Genomic DNA, 15,290 nt, shown 5'->3' on the forward strand with positions numbered 1-15,290 from the left:
TTGACTCTTTCCAGCTTTTTCAAGATGATTGGAATATAGATTACGAAAACAATATAATTAATAAATCCTGACGAAAGTTGGGATTTATTATTTCGAAATTCTGAAAAACACTCTAAAAATTCCGTAAAAACACTTAGTTTTTATAAATAGTAATCTTATATATTTATTCTTTAATATCTTATAAAATTAAACCTTAATTGCTCAAAAGCTATTGAAATATATCAATACGGTTTTCCGTAAGTACAATCAAAGAAATATTTTTAAATTTAAACATTATAAATTGAAAGAACTTATTGACATATTTAATTAAAGCACCATAAAAACTAAACTATGATAAAAAGAGGCTCAGAATGGAGAAAATGGAATTTTCATGTACATACTAAAGGTACTAATAAAAACGATCAATTTACTTCCGTAACTTTAGATGATTTCTTTTACACATTTTTTAAAAAAGCATATGACAATAACGTTCAAGCAATTGGCATAACAGATTATTTCTCTATTGACCGCTATAAGGATGCTTTGGAATATGTCTCTCAAATACAAACAAAAACTGATTCTACAACGGGAGCACAGTTGTTTACAGATGAAGAAATTAACTTTATTAAGAATATATTTATTTTTCCTAATGTAGAACTTAGAATGTTGCCTGCAACAGATAGAGCTCGTCTAATAAATATACATTGTATTTTCAATCCCGACTACGTTGCACATCTTGAAAACGACTTCTTTGGCCATCTTACGAACCAAGAAGGAAAAAAAATGAATAAACATGGTTTAACTGATTATGGCCAAGAACTAGATGCGAATTTAGAAACAGACGCTCTTAGATATAAAAAAGGAGTTGATAATTTTGTAATCGATTTAACATCCTTAAAAAAGCTTATTAATGCAAATAAAAAATTTAATGAAAACTGTATTTTAGTAGTTAGCAACTCAAATCAAGATGGAGCTTCTGGAGTTCAACAACATTATGATTTGTTCGAAAATGAAGAAGGTTCATTGGATGGCTTAAGAACTTCTATTTATAAAATTTCACATTGTATTTTTTCAACCAATCCAAGAGATATTAAATATTTTCTAGGAAAAAGATTAGAGGGAGCCACAGATTATAACGAAGGAATGTATAAAAAAGAAGTGGAAGAAGTAATAAACCAAAGAGGCTCTTTAAAACCTTGCCTTGTTGGTTGTGATTCCCATTCAGAAGCAACTCTTTTCAATAGATTTACGTGGATTAAAGCAGATCTAACATTTGAAGGATTACGTCAAATTTGCTTCGAGCCTGAGCAAAGAGTTAAAATACAAACTTCTAAACCTGATTTTAAAGAAGATAAAGTGATTATTGATAAGGTGAAATTTATTTCTCCTAATAAAAAATTTTTAGATAAAGAGATTTACCTAAATTCTAACCTAAATGTAATTATTGGTGGTAAGTCTTCAGGAAAATCAATTCTATTGTATTCAATTGCAAAGACGCTTCTTCCTGATCAGGAAATACTATTGACAGATATTGCAGAAGAGAAATATGATTTAAAATCAATAGATAGCGAATTTAATTTTGAAATTACCTCAAAATCAGGCATTTCACAATCTATGCTTAGAGATTCAGAAGAAAATTCCATTATCCCCGATATAAAATATATTCCTCAAAACTATTTAGTTAAACTAGCCGAACCAGAGATTAATAAGAAAGGACGGCCCCTTAATAAACTTGTAAGAGAATTGATTAACGAAAATGTTGATTCTAGGTCAAAATACGATACTTTTATCAAAAATGTTAAGAATTTTGATAAAGATAGAGAAGATCTAATTAATCAGTACTTTGATTTGAATGATGAAATTCACAAAATAGAAGCAAATTTAAAAACAAAGTCGAATAAAGAGGTTTTGGAAACAAATATCAAAACAAATACTGATAAAGTTGAAGAATTAAATAAAGAGGCTGGATTATCCGATGAGGAATTAGTAAAATATAAAGAAATTCAAGAAAAAAAAGCTGATAACACACAAAAAAAAGAAGAATTCAAAGAAGACTTTAAACATACTAATGAATCTTTAAAAGAACTTGGACAACAGGTTGATAACTTAAACACTTCGAAAGATACATTTATTAATGGTATTAAAGATGAGGGTATAAAAGAATATTATCGTCAAAAATTAGATATGATTTCAACCCTTAAGCAAGAGATAGATTTTATGGTTGAAGAAATTAAGTTAGTATCAGATGAGGAAGGGAAGAAATCCTTCACTAAAGATAATAAATTTAAAGAGCTTGTATCTATTATTGAAAGTACATCTAAGATTATTAACGAAGAATTAAGACCTTTTCAGAAAAATGAACAAATTCAACAGCAGGTTAAAGTACTAAACGATTCTATATCTTCTGATAAAAAAACATTGACAGAAATCGACCAACTCAATAAGGAAAAGATAGAAAAGAATGAAGCATTAGCAAAATGCAAAGAAGACATATTTAAAATGTATGATAGTACTTATAAAGAGTATCAGCAAATTATTACTGATCTAAAAGGAAGAACAACAGATCTTGAAAAAGATGGATTAAAAATAGAAGGTATTTCTCAGTTTAATTTTGTGAAATTGTATAAAAAGATTTTCGAAATTAGTGATGGGAGAAAAGCTCATTACAATAACTATCCTGAGATATTCAATGAACAAAAAAAGGCAACCTCAGATTTTAAATATGCAGTAATCAAAGCAGAGCTGGAAAAAGTTTTCGATGAGATTTGTAATGGTAATTATGCGATTCTTCCTAAAGTGAATAAAAAAGAAGGAATTAAAATGCTATTGGATGATTATTTCTTTGATTACTGGAAAATAACATATAAAAATGATAAACTTGGAGAAATGTCAACTGGTAAAGCAAGTTTTGTCATTTTAATGTTGATTATCGGACTAAGTATATCGAAATCGCCTATTTTAATAGATCAACCAGAAGACAATTTAGATAACAGATCGATCACCCGTGATTTAGTGTTTTATTTAAAGAATAAAAAACTGGAACGTCAAATTATTGTAGTAACCCACAATGCTAATATTGTAGTAAACTCAGATGCAGAAAACATCATTGTAGCCAATCAAAAAGGTCAAAATGATGTTGAATCTTCTAGTGAGTTTTTATTTGACTATATAAATGGAGCAATTGAAAATAACTCACCAATAAATAAAGAAGAAAAAGACCTTTTAAAATCAATGGGAATCAGAGAACATATTGCTGATATTGTAGAAGGAGGTAAAGATGCTTTTCTCCTTAGAGAAAAAAGATACCGTTTTGAAAAATTATTATCATAATTTATTACTGTTCTCTCACTTTCCAAAGTCTCCCGGCTTCGGAGCATGTATTATAAAATATTCTTAATTGCATACCTCAAAGTCAAGAGACTTTGCGCAGCGGGGATACACATATGTATTAAATTATATATTAGAAGTGATTTATAACCGTATTATCAAAAAAAAAAAATTTAACTAATGGGCTTCGAACAAAAGAAAATAAATCATATTTTTCATTACACAAGAAATATTTCCTTATTAAAAAGTATGCTAAAAAATGGATTTGCTCCCTCATACTGTATCGAAAAAGTAGGTGATAACAATTACTATATTCCTATGGTGAGTTTTTGTAATATTCCTATAAAAGATGTTGAATTGTATGCACGATATGGAAATTATGGCATTGGAATGAGCTTAGATTGGGCAATTAAAAATTCTATTTCACCTGTAGTTTATACGCATGAAAACACAAAATTCCGTAATATACATCGTGATATAAATAATATACATATTTGGGACTTATTTGAGAAAATGTTTCCACAAATAATTAAAGCTAAACTGGAAGGAAAAGAAGATACAACTGATTATACTGAATATGAAAAAATAATTAAAGAAGTAAATAAAATAACAATTCCAGCCATTCAACATTTCAAAAACTGGAAAGTTGAATATAAAGGAAAAGAAATAATTACTTATTTGGAAAGAGAATGGAGATATATTCCAAATCTCCCGAATGAAGTAAGTAAAATAATACATGAAACTGAGGATGAATTTCAATTATTAAAAGATAATGAATTCAGAAAAAAACCTCATTTCCCCGAATTAGCTTTAGAGATTAATGAAATCAATGATTTACGTTACATAATGATTAACAGTGACTCTCAACGAAAGTCTATTATCACAGTTTTAAATGAAAAGTTTGGAAAAGAAGTAGTAATTGAATCTATTTTGAGTGGTAATTTAGTAATATTCAATCCTAAAAGCATTAAAAACGATTTCTAAGTATTAATTTCCACTGCTATCCGAAGTCTCCCAACTTTGGAGAGAGAGCCCAATATTTTAAAAATTATGATTACCAATCATTTACGGAATGCAGAATTGGTTTGTGATTTATCTTAAACAAAATATAGGGATATCCATATTGACAAACACCAGCTTTAATGAAACAGGAGAAATTTTAGAAAAAGTAGTTGATCACTTGTATGGTGACATCAAAGCAAATTAAAGATCAACTATGTTAACTTCAATTGTTTTTAATGCTTAAAATTAAATTTCAAGAAGTTCACCTACAAGAAAATTATCTGATAAGAAACAGGTTTATAATTCTTGTTTAATTTGACTCAGACGGATTAAATCATCTATAAAATGTTTGAAGATACGCTCGTCGAGATCACTAAAAGCCAAATGGGGCTACTTATTAAGACAAGTGGCCCCATTTTTATTTGTTTCGATAGCACTATTTACCGGATTAATGTCTTTTTACAGTCTTTAAGAAATCACCCCTTTGCAGCCAGATTCTTTTTAATTTTCATCATTAAAAAATCCGGAGTTACGCGTGGAATATTAGACAGGAACCAGTTCATAAAACCGACAATTTTCTTACCTTTTCCATGTAAAAGAAGTTTCACACCTTCTTTTGCAACCACCTCAGGCTTAACGGGTTTATTGCTCTTCATCATATTGGCTTGTAACATTTCTTCATTGTAGAAGCCTGTATCGATCGGCCCGGGACATAATGCTGTTACAACTACGCCCGTTCCTTCCAGTTCGGAAGCGAGTGTTTCTGTAAAGGCCAAGACAAAAGTCTTCGTTGCAGAATACACCGAATAATAAGGGAATGGCAAGAATGCCATCAGAGATGAGATATTCATAATTCTGCCTGATTTTCTGGTCACCATATCTTTGACAAACAATTTGTTAAGTGCCACGAGACTGGAAATATTCAAATCGATCATTTTTAATTCTTCTTCCAATGATGTTTTTGTAAATTTTCCGTAAGTTCCTACGCCAGCATTATTAACCAATCCGGTTACAAGCAGATTTCTGTCCTGAACTTCACGGTATAGTGCAATGGCATTTTCAACAACAGACAAATCTTTGACGATATATTCCACGGAAATTCCGTATGTAGCAGTGAGTTCTGATGCAAGTTTCTTGAGCTTATCTTCGCTTCGGGCTACCAAAATCAGATCTTTCTTTAATTCAGCTAACTGAACGGCCATATGGTAACCTATACCGGATGATGCGCCTGTTATTAAAATGTATTCTTTCATTTTTATTCAATTTTAATATTCTTCATTGTTTTCAATGTCCAGACTTGGAGGAATCAGTTTGTACATTACCGGCGTAACAATTCTGGAGAGAATCGTTGAGCTGATAAGTCCGCCAATCAATACGATGGCTAATGGAGCGATCAAAGGATTGGAGTTTAAAGCCAAAGGAATTAAACCGCAAATCGCCGTGATGGAAGTTAAAACTACAGGAAGAAAACGCGTTTCACCCGCAATAGCAATGGCCTCATCAATCGAATGGCCTTCCAATCTCAACTGGTTGGTAAAATCCACCAGTAACAGAGAATTTTTAACCTGAATTCCGGACAGTCCGATAAATCCGATAATTGCCACTAATGACATCGGGCTTCCATCAATCAGCAACAAAATGACACCGCCCAAAATCCCCAATGGAATAATCGACAATACAATGATAATTCCTTTAAAAGTTTTGAACTGAAGCAACAGCACCGCAATGAAAAGAAAAGTGCTTAAGATAATGACAGAAATGAAGTTTCCTCCTAACGCATCACCTTCTGATTCTTTTTCTCCTGACAGTTTATAGTAGTAGCCTTTTGGCATTTTCAGCTGATCCAATTGAGGAATAATGTCAACCAATAAATCATTGGCATAATATCCTTTTGCAGACATGGCCGAAACCTTTGCAAATCTTGATTTATTGAAATGGTTGATTGCCGTAGGAGATGTTTCAAATGAAACGGCAGCAATCTCATTGAGCGCAATTGGTACCCCTTGCACATTATTGACATACAGATTCTTCAGGGCGTCCAGATTAGAGAATTTTTCTCTCGGTAAAGTCAGTGTTACTGTTCTTGCATCGCCGCGGTCGTCGATATAGTCTCCCACCGGCAATCCGGCTACGGCAAGACGAATGACTTTATCCACCTCACTCGTCATCACTCCTAGAGTTCTCGCTTTTTCCTTGTTGATTTTTACTTTAACATCGGTTTTGTAGGTGTTTAGTTCATTGTTGATGTACATCGTTCCTTCTTGCTTTCTCAAAATATTTTCTACCTGAGAAGAAAGTTGTCTCAAAACAGCAGGATCTTCTCCGAATAAGCGCACGACAATATTGGCTTCAATCGGAGTTCCCTGTTCAAAATCTTTTACCTCAACTTTGGCGTAAGGCATTGTTTTGAATTTTTCCCTTAAAGTTTCAATCAAAGCAGTCTTCGTTTCAGGTTTTGCTTCGTCATCCAACTGCACAAAGATCTGCGCAAAATCAGGCTTTCTGTCCTGTGGATGCACATTGTAGTAAATCTGTGGATTCCCTTTTCCTACATTGGAAGTGTAAAAGGTTATTTCTTGATGCTTTTTTAATTCTGATTCAACAATCCTGGCAACGCGGTCACTCTCTGAAATATTAGACTGAAGCGGTGTTTTGATATTGATCAGAAACATCGGTTTTTCTGAAGTCGGGAATAATTTAAAACCTGTTAAACTGAATAATCCAAATGCCAAAACACTTAATGCAATTGAAATTCCGATTGTTATTTTGGGATATTTCAAGGCTTTCGGCATAATTCCTTTGTAACTGTTGGTCAGAAATTTCTGAAGATACTGTAGGAAAATATTTCCACCTTCATGGTCGTGGGTCTTCAGGAATCGGCTGCCTAAAAATGGAACGAGGGTTAGCGCAACCAGCATGGACGCCAAAACACTCGTAATTACAGCTACCGGAAGGCTCCGTATGAATTCCCCGGCGATATCAGGAAGGAATGCCAATGGTAAAAATGCAATGATCAATGTTGCGGTACATCCTACAACCGCCAAACCGATCTGTTTGGTTCCTTTAAGAACCGCATCTTTTTTAGAATGCCCTTCACGTAGCCAGCGCTCTATATTTTCCACAACCACAATACTGTCATCAACCAATAATCCCAATGCTACAACCAATCCCACGATACTCAACTGATTCAGTGAAAATCCTAGTGCATTCATCGCAATTAAACCTAATGCCAACGAAAGCGGAATTGAAATCATTACAATAACAGATGCTCTTGAACCTAAAGGCAGCAATGTAATGATAACCAAAACAATGGCCAATCCGAAGTCAAAACCTAAATGCCCCAGACGCTGGGAAACCATATCAGCCTGGTCGAAGTTTTTGATCAACTTAATATTTTCAGGAAGATCTTTTGAGAATTCTTCCAAAATAGGGGCAAATTGTTTCTGAACATCGGTAATATTCACATTATCCTTCATTCCGGCACTTACAAGAATGCAACGATGGCCGTTGATTCGGGTGATATGGTCAACGGTCTGCGATTTGTAACCAACCTCGGCAACGTCTTTCATATAGACAATCTTACCATTGGCATTATAAATGACGGTGTTGGCAACATCCTGTTCATTTTTGAATTTACCGCTGGTTTTAACATTGAACACCTTGGTTCCCATATCGATACTTCCTCCGGGGATATCGGCTGCCTCACTCTGCAAACTTCCCATAACAACATTTAAGGGTATTCTCAGTTGTGCAAGCTTATCCAGTTTAAGATCAACCCTAATCTCCTGCTCTGGCATTCCTGAATAGATGACATTTTTAAGATTCGTGATCTTTTCAAGTTTTGTTTTAAGCTTATCTGCCTCATCTCGAAGTTTTTTCTCGGAAGCACTCTCAGAAACCAGGGCAACCTGCAGAATTTTCACATCAGAAGATGATATTTTTTCTGTTTTGATCTGATAAATATCTTTCGGAAGCTCACTGTTTTTTAAGGCATTAATCTCAGTTGAAATTTCCTGATACTTATTATCGACATCAACACCATATTTAAATTTAACCTGAAAAGCGGCAACGCCGTCTTCTACAGTCGTCAGTATTTTATCAATATTTTCCAGCCCGTAGATTTTATTTTCGATGGGCTTTACCACCTGTTCTTCCATATCTTTCGGGCTTGTTCCGGGATAAATCACGGTGATCAGATATTGTGGCGGATGCGTGGATGGATCTTCGGATCTTGGCATTGTGAAGAGCGTTAAGAAACCGACCACCGCAACAAGAAGAAATATGATCAGCGTAAACTGATAATTTTTAACGGCAAAATTTGTAATCTTCATCGTTTCTTAATTAATAATTTTAATAGTTGATTGCTCATTCAGATAAGCACTGTTGGAGATCACAATTTTATTGTTCTTTTGAAGTCCGTCCTTTACAAACACTTTATCATTTTCAAATCTGGCAATCGTAATAGGTCTTTTCTTCACTTTGTTATTTTCAACCACAAAAACGAAAGCTTTATTCCCGTCAGCTTCAATTAAGGAATTGTAGGGAACCATTATAAAATCTTCCGAATGATCAGTCTTAATCTCGGCTTTTCCAAACATTCCTACTGCGGGCTTGCTGTCATTCATCGTCAGTTTAAGCTCCACCTGAAAAGAGCCAAGCGCCATATCAGCTGCCTGCGACTTCCTGAAAATAAAGGCATCGAAACTTTTGCCGGGATAACCATCCAGTGTAACCACTGCTTTTTGTCCGATCTTTACAGAAGCCCATTCGGTATCGGTAAGTCCTACTTTCAATAGATAATTATTATTGTTGGAAGTTTCATTAATCATGAGAACCGGTGAGCCTGGTCCTACAATCTCACCTTTACCGGCCACTTTTTGGGAAACGAAACCGTCCGCGGTTGCATAAATTTTCGCATATCTGGCATTGAATGCAACCGCATCTTTCTGTTTACGGGCGATATCCAGTCCGGTCTTGGTGTTCTGAACCTGCTCCAAGGTATACACGCTGTCTTTATATAAGTTGGTGGCGCGTCTGTAATCACGTTCGTATTTCTGCACATTTAAATCCGACTGATTGAGGCCTGAACGAATCTCTGTCTCGTCCAAAGTGGCCAGTAGCTGACCTTTTCTGAAAAACTGTCCTTCCTCCACAAAAATTCCGTTCACAACTCCTCCTATTTTAAAGGAATAGGTGGTTTCATTTTCTGTGGTTACCAAACCGGAGGCATTGATGTTTGAAGCAAGAGCCAATGATCCTACAGACGCTGTTTTTACGGCAATTATATCAGTTGTTTCAAATGGTTTTGACTCTTTTTTTTCTTCTTTGCAGGAAGCTGTCAGTAAGATTGAAAGCAAGGATATGGTTATGGTTTTATTCATAATAACTGTGTTGATTTTATTGATTAAGATTGAAAGTGGCATTGGCTCTTTCCAGCTCTGCGAAGGCAATCCATGAATTGTAAAGGGCAATGTTGGTATTAAGCTGTGTGTTGACGACCTGATTTTGGGCATCCAGCAATTCGATGTAGATCGCTAAACCTTCTTTGTATAATTTGGTGACATCATCATTGTATTTTGTAGCGGTCTCTTTCTGTTTACTGTCAGATTCATACTGTTCCAAAGCGGATTTTAAATTATTTTGAGAAACCTGAAACTGGAGTAGCAACTGCTGTTTGGCATTATTGATCTGAGAATCTAATTTTTTACTTTCTTCATCTACCTGTTTCAGTTTGTATTTGTTTTTATTACCTGAAAAAATATTCCATTCCAGGCTCAGACCTGCAAAATAATAGCGTGAAGTCTTATCAACCCTGAAATCAAAATCCTGAAAACCGAGATCTGCGAAGCCGCTTAGTTTTGGAAACCAACTGGATCTTGTCAGCTGATACACATTTTCATTGATCTCTTTAGCCTGATTCAGCTTCTGCAATTCTTCCTTGTTTTCTGTATTTTCCGAGAGCAATTCTGTCGGAATTTCTATAATTTCATCGGTTTCAATCTCAGTATCCAGCTTCTGATTCAACAGAAAATTAAAGTAAGCCTGGGCATTTTTGCTTGTATTGATGGCGGTTTCGAGATTAGCCTGAATTCTTGTTACTTCATTATCACTTCTCAGTACTGCTGTACGATTGATTTTGTCATTCTTAAAAAGCGCTCTGTTCACTCTCTGATTTTCCTTCACCATCAATAAAGCATTCTGATAAATTCTGATACCTTCTAAAGATTGCAAGTATTTATAGTATGCAATCTTGATATCCTTTACCAATTCGCGCCGGTAAATTTCCAGTTCAATTTTTTGTAAACCCGCTTGCTGTGTTTTAATCTTTTTGTTGTAAATAATCTCATAATTCAAAAGCGGCATTGTCGTATGAAGCTTTATGTCATAGAAATTATTAGGATTAATCAGCACCGACTGATTCTCCAGCGAAGGAAAAGCGTTGGAATTGGTGATCTGATTCAAGGTGCTGTACACAGGATTCAGCATATCCCCGATAGGAATATCAATCGTTCTTCCACCGTCGGCAATCGTGTAATTGGTTATTAAAGCTACCGAAGGTGAAAACAGTGACTTAGCTTCCTGTAAAGCATACAGGCTTTTATTGATATCAAAATTTCTTTGTTTGATAACTTCATTATTTTCAAGACCGATTTCGATGTATCGATCAAGGTTAGTTTGGGAATATGTGATGCATCCTAAACAAATCAGTAATAACATTGACAGTTTTTTCATTTAAATACATTGTTTATAATTTGAACATTGTTCATTTTTTTGACAAAAAAATTTATAGCTTTTCCAGCATTTTCAAAAATTCGTTATACCCTTCCGCCATAATGGTGTCCGGACTGCTGAATTTTACACCTTTTGTTCTTTGGCGGATTTCCAGACAGCACATACCGTGCACAAGACTCCAGATCAAAAAAGATAATGCTTCTGAGTTATGCTCCTTAAAATGACCTTCTTGCATACAATCTTCCACCGTCTTTTTAACATACCCAAAAGTTTCATTTCCTTCAGACCACAGCTGATTTTTCTGTGTTTCAAGATAATCCATTGGTGCTCTCAGGTTGAACATAAGATCATACATCTCAGAATTTTCCATTGCAAACTTCATGTAGACAAATCCCATTTTTCGAAGCCTCAATAACGGATCTTCTTCACTGACTAAATCTCTGAAGTATCCACCCAATTCCTGAAATCCTATGGAATGCAGATCATGAAAAATAGCATTCTTATCTTTAAAATAAACATAAACAGTACCTACACTGTAATTTATTTCATCAGCAATATTTCTTATGGTGGTATACTCTATTCCTTTTTCCACAAAAAGTCTTTTTGCACCATTAAGAATGAGTAATCTTAAAGCTTCCTTTTCTTTTTGTTTTCTTTCACTTATGCTCATAAAATAATTTTACTATGCAAAGATATAATTATTTTTTGAACGTTGTTCATTTTAATTATACTTATCGGTATTTTTGTTCGTTTTATTAAATTCAAATATCTAAAAAGTGTGTCAAAATAAAGCTCTATATTCCTTGTAAATACCTATTTACTTGAATTGAGTTAAATAGAAATTACTGGATAAAAAAAGCTTTGTAATTCTTGTTTTATTTGGATCAAACGAACCAAATCATGAATAAAAGTGTTTGAAGATACGCTCACTAAAAGCCAAATGGCGCTACTTATTAAGACAAGTGGCGCCATTTTTATTTATTTCGATAACACTATTTGCTATGCAATAACATACCCATATCTTCAGTTCTTTCAATGTTTTTAAAAACCAAACATACCACCAGAAACGCTAATTTGCTCTCCTGTAATCCATGCTGCATCATCAGAAGCAAGAAATACCGCAGCTTTCGCAATATCTTCCGGCTGGCCTCTGCGGCCAAGTGGTGTATTGGCAACAAACATTTTTTCATAATCACTGCCTTTGGTAACACCAGCACTTACGGCACCTTCTGTTTCTGTAGCGCCTGGCAAAATAGAATTAATACGAACATTTTTTGGACCCAGTTCTTTCGACAAAGAAATCGTTATTGCATCTAATGCTGCTTTTGTTGAAGAATATAACGATACTCCCGCCATTGGCGATTTGCTTGCACCCGAACTGATATTAATGATATTGCCACCTTTATCTCCAAACAGCTTTAAAGATGCTTGGATAGTCAATACAGAACCCAAAACATTGACATTGAAATGCTGATGGAAAGCTTCTGCCGATACTTGTTCGATAGGTAAAAATTGTTGAAAAACCGCGTTGTTTACCAAAATATCTAAGGTTCCGAAATTTTTTTTGGTTTCTTCGAACAACCTATTCACATCAGCTTCATTGGATATATTGGCCTGTACTGCAATGGCTATGCCTCCATGATCTGTTATCTCCTTTACTACACTATCCGCTGCTTCTTTGCTTGAAGCATAATTTACAACGACCTTTGCTCCTTCATGGGCAAAATGTTTTGCGATTGAAGCACCTATTCCTTTTGCTGCACCAGTTATTACTGCTACTTTGTTTTTTAATTTACTCATTACTTTTTTGTTTGTTAATATCCTTCAGATTTTTGTTCTGAAGCCTCTACAAAGATGCGACCCTGTGATGAAATGTTGGTTGACATACATCATTAAGTAAGCTTGATATGGGTCAAGTCAGAATGATAATCTAAATCAAATTAATTTTATAACCAATTATAATACTGCAAATTAAAATAGTACTAAAAACACTCTAGAAACAAAAAACATCAAGATCGAAACGGCACAAAGGCCCTTTTAGACCAAATTTTTTATTCGAGCAAAACAATTTTTTCGGTAGGGGATTTGCTGAGAAACAGCCTGAAAAACCACTTAGTCTTAATATGAAAACCTATGTAATATGATTGATATCAAATGATGAATTTAGAATTATATTTTACGTGATTTCCTAGCTGATTATTATGAAAAGTTCTCATTCAGGGAAAAAGCTTATGTATAATCTCCAATTTAATTAGTCGACATTCATCATGAATTATACGCTTAACATAAAAAGAATTTATTTTAAAAAGTTTTTCTTTATCCTGCTCAAAGTTTCTGGCGATAAACCCAGATATGAAGCAATCATGTTCTGTGGAAACCGTTGTAGGAAATGAGGATAACTTCTGATCAGTTCTTCATAACGTTCTTCAGCTGTATAGCTATTTGAGGCCAGCATTCTTTTTTGAGCTGCAATAGCGTAATTTTGATTGATTACATTCGTCATCGCTGAAAAGGCGGGAATATGCTTTAGAAACTGTTCAATTTCAGCATTGGTTGACTGTAGTATCTCAAGTGGCTCCAGTGCTTCAATATTAAAACGGCTTGGGGTCAACAGAAAAAAACTTTCAAAATCGGCCAGCCACCAATTTTCCACAGATAGCTTCAGTACGTGTTCATTTCCCTTATCATCTACCGCAAAGGTTCTGGCAGATCCTTTCACAATAAACCCAATGTATTTGCATACATCTCCTTCCTGTAAAAAATATTGTCTTTTTCGAAGTTTTTTAGGTTTGAAATATGCCATCAACAAACGCTTGTCGTCTTCTGAAAGCAATTTGCCCGATATTTTTTCTATGTAATCGAAAAACACTGGAAAATCAGACATCGTTTAAGTAATTTATTGCAATTTACTTAAACTATCTAATAAGAAAAAAATAAATATTTTAAATTGGAGCTAAATAGATCAGAGAACTGATAAATGGTTTGTCAAAAGATCATCACATAATTCGCGTGGGTGATTCAAAAATCTTTAATTTTGTCAATAGATTCTTTCCGAAAATAGCATTTAATATCATTAATCCAAAAAAGAGTCATCAATTTTTAAAAAATTAAAAATGAAAGCATACATCATAAACAAATACACCAAAGATGGTCTTCAGCTTGCAGATGTTCCGACCCCAAGAGTTGGTGACAATGACGTTTTGGTAGAAGTTCATTCAGCGAGTTTAAATCTTTTGGATTCTAAAATCAAAAAGGGAGAGTTCAAATTGTTGTTACCATACAAGTTTCCATTGATTTTGGGGCATGATGTTGCAGGAATAATTACACAGGTTGGAAAAAATGTGACGAGATTTAAAGTTGGTGATGAGATTTATTCGAGAGTATCAGATTTTCACATCGGAACTTTTGCTGAATATATTTCCATTAACGAAAATGATGTAGCGCTCAAACCAAGAAACCTAACGATGGAAGAGGCAGCCTCTATTCCATTGGTGGCATTGACTGCCTGGCAAGCATTGGTTGAAAATGCGAATTTGAAGAAAGGACAGAAAGTGTTCATCCAGGCAGGATCAGGTGGTGTGGGAACCATAGCGATTCAATTGGCAAAATATTTGGGAGCTACTGTCGCAACTACCGCAAGTGCAAAAAGTTTCGAGATATTGAAGAATTTAGGGGCAAATGTTCTGATTGACTACAAAACACAGGATTTTGAAACAATGCTTAAAAATTACGATATTGTACTCAACAGTCAGGATAATAAAACATTAGAAAAATCAATCAACATATTAAAACCAGAAGGTAAGGTCATTTCCATTTCTGGTCCGCCAACGCCGGAGTTTGCAAACGAAATTGGATTGCCTTGGTATTTGAAGATTGTATTATCATTACTTAGTTTAAGCATCAGAAGAAAAGCGAAAAAACATAATGTAGATTTCTTTTTTCTCTTTATGAAAGCGAGTGGAAGTCAACTTGAGAAAATAACCAAGTTAATTGAAGCTGATGTTATCAAACCCGTAATTGACAAGATTTACTCTTATGAACAGACCAATGACGCTTTGAAATATGTTGAAAGTGGACGCGCAAAAGGAAAGGTTGTAATAAAAATGAAATGACTCCAACCGGCAAAAAGATTTTTCTTTTTGCCGTCTCTTAATAGGTAATTGTATAATAACCTCCCGATTGGTATATCGATCAGGTTAATTACTTTCTCTTATTACAAAATCTGAATAAATTTTATATTCAAAAAGGAC

General features: G+C 34.3%; 10 protein-coding genes. 3 read left to right on the forward strand and 7 right to left on the reverse strand.

The window, feature by feature from the left end; all coding sequences use genetic code 11:
* Positions 1-330: 330 nt before the first annotated feature.
* Positions 331-3,309, forward strand: coding sequence for a TrlF family AAA-like ATPase (locus KIK00_RS07420; protein WP_255815913.1), 2,979 nt, complete (start codon positions 331-333; stop codon positions 3,307-3,309).
* Between the two features lie 177 nt (positions 3,310-3,486).
* Positions 3,487-4,290: an abortive infection system antitoxin AbiGi family protein gene (locus KIK00_RS07425; RefSeq protein ID WP_255815914.1), complete on the forward strand. Its 804-nt coding sequence runs from the start codon at positions 3,487-3,489 to the stop codon at positions 4,288-4,290.
* A gap of 494 nt (positions 4,291-4,784) precedes the next feature.
* Here KIK00_RS07425 and KIK00_RS07430 read toward each other — a convergent pair whose 3' ends face one another.
* The 7 genes from KIK00_RS07430 to KIK00_RS07460 all read right to left on the reverse strand — a co-directional run bounded on the left by KIK00_RS07430 (position 4,785) and on the right by KIK00_RS07460 (position 13,924).
* On the reverse strand, positions 4,785-5,561 hold the full coding sequence (locus tag KIK00_RS07430) for an SDR family oxidoreductase (RefSeq protein ID WP_255815915.1): 777 nt from the start codon (positions 5,559-5,561) through the stop codon (positions 4,785-4,787).
* A gap of 12 nt (positions 5,562-5,573) precedes the next feature.
* Positions 5,574-8,639 carry an efflux RND transporter permease subunit gene (locus KIK00_RS07435; RefSeq protein ID WP_255815916.1) on the reverse strand — a complete coding sequence of 1,022 codons (3,066 nt, stop codon included), beginning with the start codon at positions 8,637-8,639 and terminating at the stop codon, positions 5,574-5,576.
* A gap of 6 nt (positions 8,640-8,645) precedes the next feature.
* Complete coding sequence (locus KIK00_RS07440; protein ID WP_255815917.1) at positions 8,646-9,689, reverse strand: efflux RND transporter periplasmic adaptor subunit; 1,044 nt, start codon at positions 9,687-9,689, stop codon at positions 8,646-8,648.
* 16 nt (positions 9,690-9,705) lie between these two features.
* Positions 9,706-11,040 (reverse strand): TolC family protein, encoded by a 1,335-nt coding sequence (locus KIK00_RS07445; protein ID WP_255815918.1) that lies wholly within the window; start codon positions 11,038-11,040, stop codon positions 9,706-9,708.
* A 52-nt stretch (positions 11,041-11,092) separates the two neighbouring features.
* Positions 11,093-11,710, reverse strand: a complete 618-nt coding sequence (locus KIK00_RS07450) for a TetR/AcrR family transcriptional regulator (protein WP_255815919.1) — start codon at positions 11,708-11,710, stop codon at positions 11,093-11,095.
* 371 nt (positions 11,711-12,081) lie between these two features.
* Entirely contained in the window at positions 12,082-12,840 is a 759-nt protein-coding gene (locus KIK00_RS07455; protein ID WP_255815920.1) for an SDR family NAD(P)-dependent oxidoreductase, read from the reverse strand.
* A 496-nt stretch (positions 12,841-13,336) separates the two neighbouring features.
* Complete coding sequence (locus tag KIK00_RS07460) at positions 13,337-13,924, reverse strand: Crp/Fnr family transcriptional regulator (RefSeq protein WP_213279976.1); 588 nt, start codon at positions 13,922-13,924, stop codon at positions 13,337-13,339.
* A 229-nt stretch (positions 13,925-14,153) separates the two neighbouring features.
* Between KIK00_RS07460 and KIK00_RS07465 the strand changes: the two genes are divergently transcribed.
* A complete protein-coding gene (locus KIK00_RS07465; RefSeq protein WP_255815921.1) occupies positions 14,154-15,152 on the forward strand; it encodes an NADP-dependent oxidoreductase in 999 nt (332 codons plus the stop codon).
* The last annotated feature ends 138 nt before the right edge of the window (positions 15,153-15,290 follow it).

This window comes from Chryseobacterium sp. MA9 (genome assembly GCF_024399315.1).
In the GTDB taxonomy this organism is placed as follows: domain Bacteria; phylum Bacteroidota; class Bacteroidia; order Flavobacteriales; family Weeksellaceae; genus Chryseobacterium.

Excerpts from the sequence above, each read along its gene's own strand:
- KIK00_RS07435 (WP_255815916.1), bottom strand. The coding sequence starts at position 8,639 with ATGAAGATTACAAATTTTGCCGTTAAAAATTATCAGTTTACGCTGATC.
- KIK00_RS07465 (WP_255815921.1), top strand. The coding sequence starts at position 14,154 with ATGAAAGCATACATCATAAACAAATACACCAAAGATGGTCTTCAGCTT.
- KIK00_RS07455 (WP_255815920.1), bottom strand. The coding sequence starts at position 12,840 with ATGAGTAAATTAAAAAACAAAGTAGCAGTAATAACTGGTGCAGCAAAA.
- KIK00_RS07460 (WP_213279976.1), bottom strand. The coding sequence starts at position 13,924 with ATGTCTGATTTTCCAGTGTTTTTCGATTACATAGAAAAAATATCGGGC.
- KIK00_RS07445 (WP_255815918.1), bottom strand. The coding sequence starts at position 11,040 with ATGAAAAAACTGTCAATGTTATTACTGATTTGTTTAGGATGCATCACA.
- KIK00_RS07420 (WP_255815913.1), top strand. The coding sequence starts at position 331 with ATGATAAAAAGAGGCTCAGAATGGAGAAAATGGAATTTTCATGTACAT.
- KIK00_RS07430 (WP_255815915.1), bottom strand. The coding sequence starts at position 5,561 with ATGAAAGAATACATTTTAATAACAGGCGCATCATCCGGTATAGGTTAC.
- KIK00_RS07450 (WP_255815919.1), bottom strand. The coding sequence starts at position 11,710 with ATGAGCATAAGTGAAAGAAAACAAAAAGAAAAGGAAGCTTTAAGATTA.
- KIK00_RS07425 (WP_255815914.1), top strand. The coding sequence starts at position 3,487 with ATGGGCTTCGAACAAAAGAAAATAAATCATATTTTTCATTACACAAGA.
- KIK00_RS07440 (WP_255815917.1), bottom strand. The coding sequence starts at position 9,689 with ATGAATAAAACCATAACCATATCCTTGCTTTCAATCTTACTGACAGCT.